The sequence below is a fragment of the Rhodopirellula baltica SH 1 genome (assembly GCF_000196115.1).
GTDB lineage: Bacteria > Planctomycetota > Planctomycetia > Pirellulales > Pirellulaceae > Rhodopirellula > Rhodopirellula baltica.
The window spans coordinates 4,890,053-4,907,425 of sequence record NC_005027.1 but is presented as its reverse complement, the minus strand read 5'-3'; the positions used below and the strand labels follow the sequence as shown (position 1 = coordinate 4,907,425).

Here is a 17,373-nt window from a genome sequence, read left to right as displayed (position 1 = left end):
CTCTCGCGGCCGCCTTGCCATTGTTGGCGGAACAAATTCGGTCAGCCGAGTTCGTTTGCCGGAAATGTGGTCGCTCAGCGGCTGACAAAAAGTTGTTGTGTAAAGCAGTTCGAATGGATTCACTGAGCGACACGAAAGCGTAACGGTTTGATTCGACAGTTCGCCAAATGGATGTTTGCATGCGGCGTGGCCGTGGGAGTCACCCCATGGATGATGGGATGTTCCCCTTCTTCGTCCACGACCGAACAAGTCGCGACAACACCGCAGCAGTTTGTAATCGCACGTGGCGAACCTCGCGATCGGCTGCGACAGATCTTCGCTCGTTATCGTGGTAGTTCTTGCTATCAAGACACCAGCGAAGTGGTGCTGCGCGTGGTCCCAATGTCGGACGCATCCTCGGAGTTGTTCTCAGGTGGAAATCAGGAACAGCGGGCTCCGTTTCGGGTGCGTTGGACTGGCAGCCAGTTGGATGTTCAGGCGTATGCGGTTCGATTGCGTGTCAGTTCTGCAACGCAGGCCAATCAGGTCGAATTGAACGCCTGGTTCGACGAACCCGAAACGCGTCACTTTGATTCGCAGATGTTGGTTGACGTCTGGCAGAAACCTGTCAACCAACGATTGGACTTGGATCGTGTGCTCGCCGACGAGGTGCTGCGGTCGAAATTGTCGGCTGGTTTGGCTGGTCCACCGCCACAATTAGAATGGTTGTTCGCGGGCGATCCGATGTCCGGGATCTTCGAACCCACCGCAAAACTGAAGTGGCTGCCTGACGCGAATTTTGCCGGTCAAAAAATGCGACGAATCGCAGCGGAAACGGAAGGCAAGTCCTATGTGTTTTGGATCGATCCTACGGTCAGCGTGATCCGACGGGTTGAGTTGCCGCTTCCAACGATGGAAGGATTGGACACGAACCGAAGTTCGTTGACGTTGGAGTTTCGGAAGGCCGTGTTCGCACCCGATTCGGGTAGCGGAGATGCGACTCGATTTGATTTCCAACCGCCGTTCACGCCACAGCGTGTGTCGCGGTTTGTTCCCGTTCCACCGCCACCACCATCAAGCATTCTTGGGCGACGTTTGCCAAACAATGCGATGCGATCCATTCGTTCCGATGGCAATGCAACCGAAGTTGTTTTGTTTCGTCTGTCGGAAGAAGAGGAGATCTCTGCGAACGAGCCTCGCCTGATTGCGGCAGCGATCACCCAATCAAGACAATCCAATTTGTCCCATGTTCAATGGGTCGTTGCCACCGAAGAAGATGGATTCCGTCGCGAGTTGTCGGCGGCCTGGTCGGGCGCGGTCACGGTACTCGATTCAGAATCGCTTGATGATGTTTTTGGTTTGCTGCGTTTGAAGCCGGGTAGCGCGGCGGTGATCGATGCGGATCAAACGGTGCTTTTGACGGAGCAACAAGTCAATGCAAGCTCAGTCGGCAACGTGATCGCGGCGCTGGCCGATGATGCCGCAGGCGTGGATGTGCCCGCGAAGATTCAAGCGGACTACAAACAACTCAATCAAGCTTACGAAGCCGAACTGTCGAAGGCACTTCAACAGTAGTGCTGAGCAATCGCATCCAGGATCTTCTGCGATGCGGTTCCATCCCCGTAAGGGTTCGTCGCTCGAGCCATTTGGTCGTAAGCTTCCCGGTCGCTGAGCAGCTCACTGACGCCGTCCACAATATTCTTGCGAACTGGGCCGACTAACCGAACGGTGCCCGCATCGACGCCTTCGGGACGTTCGGTTGTATCTCGCATCACCAACACGGGTTTGCCAAGTCCGGGGGCTTCTTCTTGCACTCCGCCCGAGTCGGTCAGCACCAATTCGCATGCTTGCATCAAAGCAACGAAGGGGCGATACGATTGAGGTGGCAATAGCAGGACGTTGTCAAATGCTCCCAACGCCTTTTGAACAGGTCCCGAAACGTTGGGGTTCAAGTGAACCGGGTACACAAATCGAACGTCCGGGAATCGCTCAGCCAATTCTGAAATCGCACCGCAGATCTCATCGAAGCCACCGCCAAAATTTTCGCGTCGGTGCCCGGTGATCAAGACAAACCTTTTGTCTCGCCAATCACTTGGAAGGACCGCCCCGAGCTCTTCGTCGATCTTCGCTGCAACCGCAGGATCCGATTGCTGCTGGACCTCCAGGTGCAATGCATCGATCACCGTGTTTCCCGTCACAAAGATCTTGGCGGGATCGATTCGTTCGTTTAGCAAATTGGCTTCGCTGACCGATGTCGGTGCGAAGTGCAACATGCTGATGGGACTAGCCAGCACCCGGTTGGCTTCTTCGGGGAATGGACTGGCCAGGTTGCCAGTTCGCAGACCAGCTTCGATGTGGCCGGTCGGGATGCGGCGGTAAAAGCATGCTAGCGAGGCCATCAGGACGGTCGTCGTGTCACCTTGGACGAGAGCAAAATCAGGCTGTTCGGCTTCGAGAATTTGGTCGATTGATGCGATCAGTTTCGAGGACAGGCCCGCCAGGGTTTGCCCCGGCGTCATCACGCCCAAATCGTGATGCACTGGCAGATCGAAAATGTCGATCACCTGATCCAGCATTTCGCGGTGTTGTCCAGTCGAAACCGACAGCAATTCAAATCGCTCGTCACCGGCAAGTCGTTTGATCACGGGAGCGACCTTGATGGCTTCGGGGCGGGTTCCAAAGAAGACGGCTATTTTGGGACGTTTCATTGACTAGACTGCGTGGCAAAATCGGATGGTGCAACTGGCGGCCCACTATAGTTCGAACCCCGCCGATCCCCAGTGCACGTTCCTGACCCCTGAATCAAGAGCCCCGAACCGATGTCCGATTCGTCTCCCAAAACGTTCCTGGTCACAGGCTGCGCTGGCTTCATCGCCAATGAAGTCGCTTCGCAGTTGCTGGCGGCGGGCCATCGCGTGGTCGGAATTGACAACGTCAATGACTACTACGACGTGCGACTGAAAGAACACCGTTTGGAGAAACTGACCTCCCAGGGTGGTGCGTTCACTTTTGTGCGAGGTGACATCGAAGATCAATCGACTTTGCAACATATTTTCGATGAAAATTCATTTGATGCGGTGCTGAACTTGGCCGCTCGTGCCGGCGTGCGATACAGCATGGAAAACCCGCACGTTTACATGACGACCAACGCGATGGGCAGTCTGAATTTGCTCGATCAAATGCAGCGAGTCGGCGTCAAGAAGTACGTGCTCGCGTCGACCTCGTCGTTGTACGCTGGTCAACCGATGCCATTCATTGAAACGCTTCCCGTCAACACTCCGATCTCACCTTACGCGGCCAGTAAAAAGGCCGCCGAGGCGATGGCGTACTCGTATCATCATTTGTACGACATCGATGTGTCGGTTTGCCGTTACTTCACCGTGTACGGTCCCGCTGGACGTCCTGACATGTGCATTTTCCGATTCATCAAATGGATCGATGAAGGGACGCCGATTGAACTGTTCGGTGATGGCGAACAGTCTCGCGATTTTACGTATGTGTCTGACATCGCTGCGGGAACCATCGCGGCACTGAAGCCCGTTGGCTATGAAGTCATCAACTTGGGCGGCGGTGGGACACCGGTCTCTTTGAACGATATCATCGGTCGACTAGAGAACTTGCTGGGCAAAAAAGCTAAGGTTGAACACAAGACCTTCCACAAAGCAGATATCAAAATCACGTCGGCTGACATCAGCAAAGCCAATGACTTGATCGGCTGGACACCGAAAGTGGAACTGGACGAGGGACTCGCTGCCTCGGTGGACTGGTATCGTGAGAACCAGCCATGGTCGAGCGAACTCGAATTGCCGTAGTTTCCGCCGCGTCTTGAGCATTGGGTTTTACAAATCCCGTGGCCCGATTCGCCAGAATTCGGATTCTCCTCCATTCCGCCCGAAGGCATCCAAATCGGCCTTCCCGGCACGCGGACGAGGTTCCCCGTACAATTCGACACGGAACTGCGGGTGACACACCCTCCGCATTTCAGCGAAACTATTGGTGCCCGTTGATTCTTTCCGTCCGAGGTCTCTGATGCATCGTCGTTTGGTTTGTTTCGCAGTCGCTTGCCTGATTTTGGGAAACGCTTGGATTCCGTTGGCCAACGCCGCGACGGGGCGCCAATCCGAAGGTTCGGACGCGTCTCCGGTCGGAGAGCAGGTGCCGACGTTCACGCTGCCCAACGCCTATGGCAAACCCGTATCGCTGACTGACTTCGAGGGCAAGGAATGCGCCGCCATTGTTTTCCTCGGAACGGAGTGCCCATTGGCGAAACTGTATGGTCCGCGGCTGAATGATCTTCAAGAGGAATTCGGCGATCGCGGCCTGCAGGTCATCGGGATCAACTCGAACAAACAAGACAGCCTGACCGAGTTGGCAGCTTACGTGCATCGTCACGAAATCGCCTTTCCGATGCTGAAGGACAAAGGCAACGTTGTCGCCGATGCGATGAAAGCAGAACGGACCCCCGAGGTTTTCTTGATCGATGCGAATCGCGTCGTTCGCTACCACGGCCGGATCGATGACCAATACGGAGTCGGCTACGCTCGCGACAAAAAGACTCGCTCTGATCTGGCCATCGCGGTGGAAGAACTGCTGGCCGGAAAACCGATTTCGCAACCGAAGACGGAGGCCGTTGGTTGCCACATTGGTCGAACCAAACAAGTCGCTGAGCAGGGCGAGATTACCTACACCAAACACATCGCTCCGATTTTCAATTCACGATGTGTCACTTGTCACCGGGAAGGCGAGATCGCGCCGTTCACCCTGACCAGCTACGATGACACACAAGGTTGGGAAGACACGATCCTCGAAGTGATCGGCAACAATCGTATGCCGCCTTGGTCGGCCAACCCGGCACATGGCGAGTTCGCAAACGACGCGAGGTTGTCCGAACAAGAGAAAAAATCGATTGAACAATGGGTCGATGGTGGGATGCCCGAGGGGGATCCATCGGACCTGCCTGAACCGCCCGTGTTCACCTCGGGGTGGCAGATTGACGAGCCTGATCAAATCATCCAGATGCGAGACAAGCCGTTTGATGTGCCCGCCGAAGGTGTGGTCGACTACCAACGATTCGTGATCGATCCGGGTTGGGACGAAGACAAGTACGTCGTCGCTTGCGAAGCACGCCCTCAAAACCGAGCGGTTGTTCACCACATTTTGGTTTATGTGATCCCACCGGGTGGCAGAGATATCGATCTTCGAAAGGTGCTGGTGGGGTATGCTCCTGGCAGTACGCCGGTTGATTTGGATGACGGTGTCGCGATTCATGCGGAAGCCGGCAGCAAGCTGTTGTTTGAGATGCACTACACGCCCAACGGCACTGCTCAAAGCGACCTGTCGTACATCGGGGTCAAGTTCACCGACAAAGCCAACGTCAAGAAAGAATTGGAAGGCGCCATCGCTGTCGAAACGAAGTTTCGAATTCCGCCGGGCAAATCCGATCACGTGGTGACGGCAAAGCACACCGTGCGAAGGGACGTCGAGCTTCTTGGGATGACACCGCACATGCACCTGCGTGGCAAAGCATTTCGTTACACGGCGCACTTCCCCGATGGCAAAGAAGAAATTTTGCTGGACGTTCCTGCTTATGATTTTAACTGGCAGATGAAATACATCTTGAAGGAACCGCGAAAGTTACCTCGGGGGACCGTCGTCCACTGCCGCGCGGTCTTTGACAACTCGGAATACAATCTGAGCAACCCCGATCCTTCCAAGACCGTTGGATGGGGCGACCAAAGTTGGAATGAAATGATGATCGGCTTCATGGACGTGGTGAAGGCCGACTGACTTTGGCAGTCGAACCTTCGAAGAGCCAATGATGAACCAAGACCCGCGAATGCTTTTACCCGGGAGGCTGGTTGGTCTCTCATTTCTCTGTTTGGCGGTCCTGACGCCGACATTGGCAGACGATGACACCGCCAGATCGCCCGCTCGTTTCGATCCAGTTGTACGTGAGATCGAAGGCTGGATGGTGCACATCGAACCCGTTCTTTTGGGTGAAGCTGCTTCGGGTGACGGTGCCTCCGGAAATGAACACCGCTCGCTGGCGATGCTTGCCAACCATCTGCAACGCATCCAGATTCTGCTCCGTCCAGCAACACTTGCGAAGTTGCAACAGGTTGAAATTTGGATCGAAAAAGAGCATCCGAGCTTGGCGGCCATGCAATATCACCCTAGCCGCGGTTGGTTGCTGGGCAATGGGCACGATGAGCGACTGACGAAGAAGGTTCACATTCCACGAGCGGATCAGTTGCTGTCAAAGGAGCAAATGCTGAAGCATCCCGCGGTGATCTTGCATGAGTTAGCGCATGCCTACCACGATCAATTCTTGGGCTTCGATCAACCGGAAATCATCGCCGCGTTCGAAGAAGCCAAATTGACGAAGCGATACGAAAACGTTTTGTCGTACACTGGTCAAAACGTCCGCCACTACGGACTGAGCAACCACAAGGAATACTTCGCCGAAGGCACGGAAGCTTACTTCTATCGCAACGACTTCTTCCCTTTCGTGCGAGCCGAGCTCAAACAACACGACCCCACGCTGCACGACCTTCTCGGCCGTCTCTGGGGCGAACGTTCGAGCAAGTAGGTTGGAAAGATTAGATGTTCCTCCATGTACCTGTTTGACGAGCCGCGAAACCTTGCTTGGAGTTGCCCGCAAAACATGCGTTGATGCGAGGGATGCAGGCAGTTCCTTCAGCGGGCAGGATCAAGGACAACATGTAGCAAAATCGCTTGCTGAAAGCGTCACTGTAGGTCCGATGCACGCTGAAGAGTCCTCTGGGGCTGCCAATTGCCCTTTGGGGGCGAAGTGCTGCCGAACACTTCCACCCCCATGAGCCATGCAAGGCGAACGTGGCACGAGGGTTGCCCTTGCAGGAATGCAAGAAAATGGCATGTAGATCCTTTCCGAGAACGCCGCGATGACCAGCCAAACAAATGATGTCAACCGACAAACTTGCGGGATGACGATCGTGGAAGTGCTGGTCGCAATCGGCATTGTTGGGGTTCTCGCCGCACTTCTATTGATGGCAGTGATGCCGATCCGAGAGACGGCCAGAAACGCGTCGTGCAACAACAACCTGCGTCAGATTGGTCTTGCACTTCTAGCCTATGAAGCAACCTGGAAATCGTTTCCACCCGGCACAAGTTTCGACGGGATCTCCGCTCATGCCCGGTTGCTGCCACAAGTCGAGGAAGGTGCGTTGTTCGAAAAGATGAACTTCGACGCTTCTTTCCACGATCAGGCTCCCGAACTGAGATTTGCACCGGCTGTGTTTCTGTGCCCCAGTCGAGTGACACCTGACCAGCGAACAATCGCTGCGACAGGACCAACCAACTACTTATTCATCGCTGGTGGTGGTTTGCCTGGCGTCGAAAATGGAGTCATCGTTGGGACACCGGAGGATGGCAAGCTCATCCGAATGGCCAGCATCACCGATGGTCAGTCCAACACTGCCGTGATAACCGAGTGTGCGACCACCCCGGTCGTTTCTCCGAAGAGCAAGCCAGCGTACGGATGGCAAACTTCGCTATTCAAGACGTCCAAGCGATACGACGTAGAAACTGAGCTAGACGCATTCACGAGTGAATGCATTGTCATCGGTGAAAATCCAAGTGAGTATCTTGAACGACGTTCGAGAGGCCTTGGTTCAGAATGGCTCTTCGGATCACTTGGTATCACACGAATCATAAATTCGATTCCCAATCTGGCAACCAACTGCACAAATCGAGGTTCGACTGTCTCTGGGCTTTACTCGCCCTCAAGCAATCATCGGTCGACATTCGGAATTGTCTTTGCTGATGGTTCAGTACATGCGTTAACTCGCGAGATTGATCCTGACCTTTGGAAGGCAATCGGTTCCATCAACGGGCGAGAGTCGTTCAACGGTATTTTGTGAATAAATCGCAATTGACCTGGCTGCTTGGTGCTTTCATGCGTTGGTGCAGTCAAGCAGCAACATGCCCTTCAGGTGGCTCCACGCTCTCGGACGAAGATGAAAAGAATGTGATGCGCCACGACCTTCACCTAATGGTCTCGTCTTTCCGCTGGATTGGTCACCGCCAACTGAACTGCTGGAGCCGTTCGAATCATCAGCCAAGTAGCGACTGCTTTGATTTCAAGTGCGGGTGCGGTTTCTGTTCCAGTGTTCTTCGTTTTGGATCATGACGTTGCGGAGGTCATGAGCTTGTCATGGAGGCAATGTTAACAGTTATTGGTGGATTGGCATCTCGAAGGCCGAGGGTTCTGATTCGAGAAACATCCACGACGTATCGATCTCGACGTCGTTCCAATGCTGAAGGGTTCCGTTTGGCCACCGAACTTCGACATCGACATTGTCTTCTTGGTGTCCCAAACCAATCGTCATTTCCGGTTCGTCACGGCAAAGGAAACCATCCCCTGAGGTCACGCGATGTGTGTAGGTGCGATCCTTGCCTATCACCTTGATTGCCGCACCCACGGCGTTCCGAGTGGATGTTTTGCCTACCAAGGAAACGCGAATCCAATGATGAGCGGTCTCCGTGCGGTTGAGTAGGATCGCCGAATTTTCATTCAAATTGGTGATGGCAACGTCATCGCGACCATCGCCATCAAAATCCAATCGAGCCATTGCCCGGCCCACATGTGGTCGCGACCAATAGCCGCTTGAATCAGACACCGGTTGCAGCTGATATTTTTTGTCCTGCCGAACGAGCAACTGCATGGGTTGCTCATACGGTGGAGTCTGTTCGGCGGGATCATCGATGTATCCGTTGGTCACCATCAAATCAGGCAGACCATTGAGGTCAAAGTCTAACGCCGCGGTGCCGAATCCAAGCACATTGAAGCTATGCCGATGAAGTCCGCTTCCGATGGAATGGTCCCGATATCCAGAGCGGCATCCGTAGAAAAGCGAGGCCGGTTCGTCTTGGAAATTGGTGATGTGCAAATCCTCCTGCCCATCCTGATTGAAATCAGCGGCGGCGATTCCCATTGATGCCGACGGATTTCCAAAACTTCCGAACGCACAACCGTGAACCATCGCTGTTTCCTCCCATCCGTGTTGGGCGACGTTGGAATGCGTCCAAAGACGATCGTTTTGCTGGTCGTTCCCAACGAAGATTGAGTTGACCTGAACGTCTGAGGCATTCTTTCCAGCAATTGTTTTTCCGACATCCAGTCCGACAATGATTCCCAACGATGTGTCGGTCACTGTTTCTTCGGATGCACGGATTTCATTAAAACCGTCTTCCCAACCAGTTGGAGTCCCAAGTAATGCGAGGTTGGCGGCTCCTGCAAAACTAGCCGGTCCGATCAAGTAAGTGGGGCGGCCTTCTTCGTTGACCGGCGGCTTCTTCCAAATCTCTTCGCTGTCGGCATACGCCAGGGCAATCAGATCCTGCAGGCCGTCCGCGTTGATATCCGAGATGACAATCGATGAAGGAAGCCAAGTGGTCGGCTTTTCAAGCAGGACACTGCGTTGAAATGTGCCATCGCCACGATTGGTCAACAGGACAACGGAACCGAACTGGTTCACAGCTAGGTCGTCGAACCCATCCTGATTCCAGTCGCCCGCCGTGACACCTAGTGTGTACATGGTTTCGCCAGTTCCTGCCCACTGACTGATGTCTTTTACCTGAGTCTCAATGTTCCGGTACAGCGGATTGGGTTCGTCCGATTGGAAGTCTGGCGGGTCAGCGGCTCCTTGTGCGCAATAGAGATCACAGCGACCGTCCAGGTCAAAATCGATCGCCGCAATACCACCACCGAGCGATTGATAGATCGCAAACGCCTTGGACTGCGGTTCCTTCGCGACACGAAATTGGTGATTCAAACTAACATCCCCGGCGATGTTTTGCCAAACTGCCGTTTCAGGTGGTGAGGGCCAATCGTATGAACGATTGCCTGACGCGATCCGTGGCTGATTGGATCGATTGGGGGTCGTGCCGGAGTCCGGCAAGATGATGTTTCGTTTTGCATCTGGAAGTGATGTCGGCGGAAAGGCATTGCCTGATTGGGCGATGCTGGAAAATTGTTCCACCAACGCACGCACTTGGTCAGCCGAATCGCTTTGGCGACTCGCCGCAATGGTCCGCCACAAAACGGCTTCTAATGGTCGGTCGAGTGAGTCCAGTGCGTCGGCAAGTTCTTGCATCGTGTCCTCGGAAGGACTATCCGCAATTTGATTGCTCAGTCGAATTGTCTTGAGAACCTGACGAAATCTTTGGTGATGTTGGTCAGCCAATTGAATCTTGCCAGACGTGCGGTAGGTCTGACTGAGTCTCTGGATAGAACTGGCGTCCGTCGGGTCGATGGTAACGGCATTGGAGAATGCTGAGATGGCAGCTTCGAAGTTCTTTCGTCGAAGTGAGTGAATGCCCAGCGCGGCCCAATAGTCCGAATAGGCTTGTTGGTCGACGCGACCTTGTGCCAGTCGCTCTTCCACCATTTTGTCTTGTTGAAGCTCGGCCAACATGCGGGTGTGAAATGCCTCCACATCCGATGTCTGGTATTGCGTTGGAGGGCGGGATGCCAATTGATCCGCTGCTCCTTGGTAGTCATGTTGCTTAGCCAGTTGACGTGCTTTGGCAATCGGACCGATCGGTCGACTGCTGTCGACCTGAGAGATCGAGATTAACGCAGCGAGTTCCGGTCGACGCACATCACCGCTGCGGCACAACTGTCTCAGAGAACCCTGAGCGAGTTGCGGACGACCCATTCGAATCATCAGGCCTGCTAAGCGGCGGTGAATCATCACGGCATCGGGAGCAACGCGAAGCATTTGGCGATAACAGTCCGCGGCTTCTTCTGGACGCCCGAGTTGTACGAGCCAATCAGCCGTTGTTCCCAAAGCTGGCAACGCTGCATCGGACTCTTGGATAGCCGGATGTCGGAGTGTCTTGATGGCCGTCTCTAGATCGTCTGATGCCGCATGAAGTTGAGCAAGTGTGAACAACGCGATAGGGTCGTCGGGACTGGCAATCAAATACGGATGCAAAATCTTCTCGGCACCGCGAAGATCACCTTCCGCGATCAATGATTGAACTTGTTCAGCAGGAAACGGCATTGCTTCTGAGTTGACGCTCGCGTCCGGAGACTGTTTCGCGGTCGAGTTCGACTTAGCCGACACTGGTTCTGAGGCAAGCGGATTCGATGCCAGATCCGGATCCACGCTTGTGTCTTCGGAAAGTGGGCTCGAAGAATTCGTGGTGCTTGCCTGTCCACTTTCATTTCGCGGCGACGATGATCGATCCGAGTTGCAGCCGAACAACAAAGGCAAGATCAAAAACGTCGTGAGAGCCTTCCATCCAGTCCATTTTGAATCAACAAATCGTCCATTCCACGGGCGAGGTAGGTGGTCGTCTTGATGCAGCGTCAAACGCTCTCGACTCATTTACAGACCTTTGAAGAAGACTGATTCATGTGGATTTCAGTGTCGCGATAGTGCAGTCGAGTTGTCGCTGCTGCTGCAATCAAACGAAATCACGGAAGGGGGGCAGTCAAAGTGTCAGTCGTAGGAACCACGTGGGTAAATGCGAACTCTGAGCGTTTTTCGCTTCAATGAGCTACCTGGTTCGTCGTGGGCGGACTTTTGGGATGGACTCGGGTGTTTGAAGCACCAATGTTTTTCGTGTTTTCTGAAATCAAAACGACTGTCCCGTTGTGGCTCGACCATCCGTTGCCTTTCCCGTCAATGTTGGACGGCCTTGGTTTGGTTGAAACGAACAATCGAGTGACATGTCAACCAACTTGGTTTTGATGACCGTCTTCGTGATCTCAATCGTCTGGATCGATACCACTGGACTTTTGAATCGCAAAGACGCGACGAGTGGCAGCTTTGTTCTTCGCCGTACAAAGGGGACACGATTGTTCAGGCGGCGCTGATCCCTCTTGGAGATGGCACAGACCATCCTCGCCACACTTGGAGCAAACGGACTTCGCGATCCATGTGTTCAATCTACGTGCGGATCTCTTGAGCTTTGTGATTGTGAAGAACCTCTGTGATCACCTAGGGCGAAGAGTGCCCTCGAAACTAATGGCAAGGATGATTGTCTTGCATGGTGAATCTCATTGACGGAGAATTCTGCGAATACACGGTGAACCATTAAAGAATCTCGGAGCCAAATTGATGACCTACCAACATCGTTCGATTGTTGTCTTGCTCCTCTTCGCTGTCTGTCTTGGCGTTGGTGATTTTGGTGCGAGGGATGCCAATGCGACGGAAGTCGTGACAGGGTGTCAGCAATGGCAAGAAGTCGAGCTTGAGTTCACCGCTGAAAAGGAAGCCACCAATCCTTACACGGACGTGGAGGCTTGGGTGGATTTCACTCACGACGATGGGACCGTCATTCGTCGACAGATGTTTTGGGATGGCGGGCAAACATTCCGTGTGCGGTTTGCGTCACCGCTTTCATCCGGTCGCTGGCATTGGAAGTCAGCCGACGGCGGTGAGGATTCTGGGCTGCATGGAAAAACCGGTTCTTTCGCGGCGGTTCAGTCGAAGGTCGATGCACCGACTGCTTTCACGCAGCATGGTTTTTGGAGTGTTCCCAAGAACGGACGAAACTTGGTTCACGCGGATGGTACCGCCAGACTGCTTTGCGCTGACACGGCTTGGGCGTTGCCATGGCGAGCGACGGTGGATCAAGTGAAAACGTATGCCAAAGACCGGCATGCCAAAGGGTACAACGCCGTGTTGTTGATGACGGTGCAACCCGACCTGAAGACCAAAGGGCCGCGTTCTCGCACCGAAGCGGAGGGTTTCGATGTTGGCTTTGAGGATCTCCCCCAGGGGACGCTGACGAAACTGAATCCCGAGTACTTTCAGACGTTTGACCAGTTAGTGGATGTGCTGACATCCCATGGGATCGCTCCTGTTTATCAACCTGTCTTTCATGGGTACGGATGGAAAGGTGGCGGCACGGCTGGCAATGTGGTCAGCGCCGAAGACTACGCTCGGTATTGCCGCTACCTCGTCGCTCGCTATGGTGCCCGACCGGCGATTTGGTTGGTGGGAGGAGACGGGCCAGCCGAGAAAGCTTCCATCGTCGAGCAACTTGATGCTGCGGGAACGGAAATCGAGAAGTGGGATGCGTACCAACAGCCCACCGGAATTCACTATTCACCCCATGCGAAGAATCGCACGCATCAGGAGAAAGCGTGGTTGGATTTTCAGTGGTGTCAAACGGGGCACGGGGGCGAGCATGTCGCTGAACGTGTCGCTGACATGTGGCGGAACCGTCCTGTCAAAGCGGTCGCTAATGGCGAACCCACATATGAGAACATTGGTCGTACCGGCAATGGAGCCGGCTGGTGGCAGGGCCACGAAGCGTGGTGCAATCTGACCGCCGGTGGCACGATGGGAGTGGTCTACGGAGCCGGCAGTTTGTGGCAATGGCGGCTCGATGCCAACGAGCCTGGTCACGCGAATTGGTGCACCGCTCCAGGAGCAGGTTGGCGCGAAGCCCTCGACTTCGAAGGTTCCAAGTACCCCGGCATCGCCGCGAAAATTTTGGAGGGTTTGCCGCTTGCCAACATGGAGCCAAATTGGGACTGCACTTATGGACGGCGCGGATTGCTGGTCCCGGGCAAGCTGTTCGTGTTGTATTTGCCTGAAGGTGGGAACTCGGCGATTCTCTGCAAGGACGTGCCGCGATCGTACCGAGTTTATGATCCGAAAACCGGAAAGGTCATGGCAGAGGGGACGCTCGAGGACAAAGAGACCGCCCAAGCCAAGAGTGACTCATCGGGTGAGCCACGTGTGTTGGTGTTCACAGCGAACTGAGGTGGCGAGTTAGGGAGCCTGGCTGGGCGCCGAAAACAATGTCTCCTGCTGCAGTTCGCTTCGTTCGGTATGGCCTGTGTCGCTGCAAGGGACGCTCGAAAAATGAATGGTGGCTGGCGTCTGGGTTTCGCCCCGGATGGGGCCGTCGTGGGAGTTGGGGGCGTCCCTTGCTCGCGCGTTTTGAAGTTGCGTTTTTTGCAATTGGCGTTTGTTGGCCAACGGCCATCCACATCGAAGCCAGGGGCATCGCCCCTGGGATCGAGAACGAAGAGGACTGGTTGGCCAACGGCCAACATCAACCCATACGTTTCGAATTGAATTTGGCCGTTGGCCAAAATGGGGCCGTGTTATTCTGCTCCAGGGGCGACGCCCCTGGCTATGTTAAACGAGGCCGTTGGCCATTAGAGGAAAAAGCGCAACTTCAAAACGCGTGACTGGGGATCGCCGGATGGTGCCACCCGCCAAACATTGCTTGCTTGGATTGAGCGAGGCGTTTGAGCCGATTGCAAATCGCAAGTCGTCGCGATGGCCAGTGGGGCAATGGTTCTGCTCGGATGTTTGTGGCGGAGAGGTCCCGGACAAATGCGCACTGCATAGAAAGAGCGTGCCTGCCGGAGCGGCGCCGAAGCGGCTTGATCCGGCCTACTTGCTGACAGGAAGTGACGACAGTTGGTGGAGGGCACCGAGCGTTTCTTAGCAACGCGTGAACAGCACGTGACGATGTCAGCGGTGTGGCGCAAGCCGCCCGGTGAGGAACCGGAGGGCTCGCGCTCTTCCGCTATGTCACTGTTATTCACGACGTGCTCACTCGCGGATGAAACGCAGCAGGTCGTAGGACTGGGCGGTTTTTCGCTCGGTCATTTCCAGCGGCCACCAGTCGTATTCGAGGTAGCGGTCGGTTTGCTTGGTGATCACGTAGGCTTCTCCGCCCGATCGAAGCTTTTTCGCGGCGGTGACCATGAAGTGCTCGGCGATTCGGAAGTCGCCGTAATACGGCGGGTTGAGCAACGCGATGTCGCAAGGAGGCACGTTCGGTAGCTCTCCATTGTGGTTGACGATCGCGGTGAGGTTCTTGATCTGGTTTTGAGCTGCCGCTCGCTCGGTGCACTGGACGGCTCGCGAATTGCAATCGACAGCGTATGCGTGACCCGTTTTTGATCGCATCGCGGCTGCCATTGCGACGGCACCGTTGCCGCATCCGAGTTCCAGCACCGTGGAGCCTTCGGGGATGGGGGCGTTCCGGATCATTGCCGCGGCGGCTCGGTCGACGGACCGATGAGAGAACACCGACGGACGAGAATGCACGGTCAGGATGCGATCGTCGACTCGGTGAGTGAATTCAGCGTCGAAGTTTTTCGGTTTGAATGTCACCGAAGACTTTCGCACGGAATAGACGCGTCCGGTCGCGTGATCGTGGCATCGGACTTTGGGACCGAGAGCCTGCAACTGGTTCAGCAGCCAAGTGTCTTTGGGTGAGTTGACCGCGGCAATCAGTTCACCGCCGATCGTAAGACGCTGCCATGATTGATGAATCAGGTCGCGATTCATCTCCGCTTCGCCGGTTTTCAAGACTGGCAGCAAAGCGAGTTCCCATGTCGTGTCGGGAAGGTCGGGTTGGCAGATCACATGAACGTCTTCCGAGGTCACCTCGCGAGCCCGTTCGGCGCGGTGCAAATCCACGAACCAGCTTGTGGTCTTGCTGTTTGGGAATGCAGCAGCCAGTGCATTGGCGGCTTGTCCACGGCCCGGTGACATCACGATCGCGGAGGCGAGCGATGAACGTGTGGAAGAAGCCAGGTGATCGATCAGCAATTGTTCCGACGGAAGCGGTGGCAGGTCACTCACCGCTAACTCCAATTTGCAAGGTGATGGTTTCATCCTCGAGTAGGTTCGCGGTTCGAATCCGTGCCCAATCCTGGGCCTCGGCTTGCACGCGGTGGGTGCCACGAAAGGCTCGGACGGTGGCAATGCCGTCAGCGTTTGTTTGAACGGTTTGGTCGGTCCACCAAGTTTGGAAGATCAACTCTTCCCAGACTTGGCCGTTGGGTTTGATCGTCCAATCCTCGCGAATCATGGCGCCGTGGGGACGCCACATGTCGCCTTCCCAGAAACCCCAGGTCGTGAACCCGGTGGTCGCGGGATGGGCGAACACCAGCGTGAGAAAATCGCGAGTGAACTGTGCTTGGGTGGCTTCGTCACGCGTGTCGACATCAAACTCGGTGATTTCGATCGGCAACTGGAATCGTGAGAGTTCGTTGAGGATTTTCCAGGCTTCCGGCATTGTGATCAGGTCGGCTTGGAAGTGCCCTTGGACACCGATGCCTTCGACGGCCCCGCCGCTGTCCAAGATTTGTTCGATCTGCTGGATGTAAGTCGCAAGATGTTTTGATCGCTCGCTGCCGCCGGTCATCAATCCATATTCGTTGATGAACCAGCGTGCGTTTGGTTGAGAGCGTTGGCCGCGGTTGAACACGTCGGCGTAGTAGTCTCTTCCCAAGACGTCGCCGACCAGGGACACATCGCGAAGTTCGTTGATGGCATCCCAGACCGCGATTGGCATGTCACGTGTTCGCTCGAGAGCGGCGTCCATGGCGGTTTCGATTTCGGTTTGGAACCGCGATGGTTGATCGGCCAATTGTTTGACGCGATCGGGAATGAACTGCGGGTACAGCAGCAAGTGGTTCTTGATTTCAAAGCCCGCGTCGATGGCCCATTCGGCGGTCGCATCGGCTTTGACGACCCCGGCGGGACGATCCGTTCCCCAGTCCGCCCAGTAGCGAGGCAGAGTGACACGGTTGAACCAACGCTTGGTTTGGTCGCGAAATTTGGCGGCGTCTTCGCCGGCGTGGATCGGCGTGTTGCCGACGAAGGTCCCGAAGGCGTAGTCGTGCTTTTGCTGCTGAACTTGAACGGTTGCACCAGCCAGCGGTTGACCAGCGGCATCGACCACTCGGATGGTGAGGTTGCGTTTACGATGGCGATCGATGCTGCGCTGAGCTTCGGATCGCCAGGCATCGTTGTCCGCGCCTGGGTAGAACAACCGCGTGAACGGAAGGCTCGCGTCGGGAACGTTTCCCAACCCGACCAATTTCAGATCGCGAATTTCGAGTCGTTGCTTTTTCTCGGCGCACTGGATCGAGGCGTAGACACGTTTGGCGTCGTAGTCCTGCTTGGCACGAAAGCAGATTCGAAACGGATGCCACTGATTGGGAACGTCAAACGTGCGGAATCCGTTGGGTTCCTCGATTGGTTCCCAGGGATCGTTGGTCGCCATCGAAACATGAATGCTTCCCAGTCCATCCGTGTTAGACGGAAGTGCCCGCGCATCGAAGGAGACGCAGAACACCTCGAAAGCCGACACCGAGTTTGAGATCGGCTCGCACTGAACCTGTAGTGCCCAGGCTTCTTCTTGCGGGGCAGGGCAGTCGACCGTGATCAGGTTGTTTTGTCGGTCGATCGAACCGGTGCCGGGGCGGGCATCGAGTCGAAATTCGGCGGTGGGAACGAGCATGGTTCCCTCCGCCGGAGTTTGCGATTCTTGTGCGAACGCATGGATGAGCGTGGCCGGTGTCCCGAGAGAACTCAGGAGCAAAGCGATTGCCACAGGGGCCAGCCACCAACGCATGAT

10 protein-coding genes are annotated in these 17,373 nt (G+C 55.3%); 6 read left to right on the top strand and 4 right to left on the bottom strand.

The window, feature by feature from the left end:
• The first annotated feature begins 147 nt into the window (after positions 1 to 147).
• Positions 148 to 1,554 carry a hypothetical protein gene (locus RB_RS18755; protein WP_011122180.1) on the top strand — a complete coding sequence of 469 codons (1,407 nt, stop codon included), beginning with the start codon at positions 148 to 150 and terminating at the stop codon, positions 1,552 to 1,554.
• Here the strand turns inward: RB_RS18755 and wecB are convergent.
• Positions 1,545 to 2,687 (bottom strand): non-hydrolyzing UDP-N-acetylglucosamine 2-epimerase, encoded by a 1,143-nt coding sequence (gene wecB / locus RB_RS18750; protein WP_011122179.1) that lies wholly within the window; start codon positions 2,685 to 2,687, stop codon positions 1,545 to 1,547. The two genes, RB_RS18755 and wecB, sit on opposite strands and share 10 nt — an antisense overlap.
• A gap of 111 nt (positions 2,688 to 2,798) precedes the next feature.
• Here wecB and RB_RS18745 point away from each other — a divergent pair, with 111 nt between their 5' ends.
• From RB_RS18745 to RB_RS18730, 4 genes are all read left to right on the top strand, one after another.
• Complete coding sequence (locus RB_RS18745; protein ID WP_011122178.1) at positions 2,799 to 3,791, top strand: NAD-dependent epimerase; 993 nt, start codon at positions 2,799 to 2,801, stop codon at positions 3,789 to 3,791.
• A 217-nt stretch (positions 3,792 to 4,008) separates the two neighbouring features.
• Entirely contained in the window at positions 4,009 to 5,766 is a 1,758-nt protein-coding gene (locus RB_RS18740; RefSeq protein ID WP_164922210.1) for a redoxin domain-containing protein, read from the top strand.
• 28 nt (positions 5,767 to 5,794) lie between these two features.
• The gene (locus tag RB_RS18735; protein WP_011122175.1) at positions 5,795 to 6,568 is read left to right on the top strand and encodes a M90 metallopeptidase family protein; all 774 of its coding nucleotides are present in this window, start codon (positions 5,795 to 5,797) and stop codon (positions 6,566 to 6,568) included.
• Between the two features lie 334 nt (positions 6,569 to 6,902).
• On the top strand, positions 6,903 to 7,880 hold the full coding sequence (locus RB_RS18730; RefSeq protein ID WP_011122173.1) for a DUF1559 domain-containing protein: 978 nt from the start codon (positions 6,903 to 6,905) through the stop codon (positions 7,878 to 7,880).
• Positions 7,881 to 8,192: 312 nt separating this feature from the next.
• Here the strand turns inward: RB_RS18730 and RB_RS18725 are convergent, their stop codons facing one another.
• The gene (locus RB_RS18725; RefSeq protein ID WP_231845780.1) at positions 8,193 to 11,027 is read right to left on the bottom strand and encodes an FG-GAP-like repeat-containing protein; all 2,835 of its coding nucleotides are present in this window, start codon (positions 11,025 to 11,027) and stop codon (positions 8,193 to 8,195) included.
• A gap of 1,062 nt (positions 11,028 to 12,089) precedes the next feature.
• Between RB_RS18725 and RB_RS18720 the strand changes: the two genes are divergently transcribed.
• Entirely contained in the window at positions 12,090 to 13,745 is a 1,656-nt protein-coding gene (locus RB_RS18720) for an apiosidase-like domain-containing protein (RefSeq protein WP_164922209.1), read from the top strand.
• 804 nt (positions 13,746 to 14,549) lie between these two features.
• Here the strand turns inward: RB_RS18720 and RB_RS18705 are convergent.
• Complete coding sequence (locus tag RB_RS18705) at positions 14,550 to 15,590, bottom strand: class I SAM-dependent methyltransferase (RefSeq protein ID WP_011122163.1); 1,041 nt, start codon at positions 15,588 to 15,590, stop codon at positions 14,550 to 14,552.
• The gene (locus RB_RS18700) at positions 15,583 to 17,370 is read right to left on the bottom strand and encodes an endo-1,4-beta-xylanase (RefSeq protein ID WP_164922207.1); all 1,788 of its coding nucleotides are present in this window, start codon (positions 17,368 to 17,370) and stop codon (positions 15,583 to 15,585) included. The genes RB_RS18705 and RB_RS18700 overlap by 8 nt, the downstream gene beginning before the upstream one ends.
• Between the last annotated feature and the right edge of the window lie 3 nt (positions 17,371 to 17,373).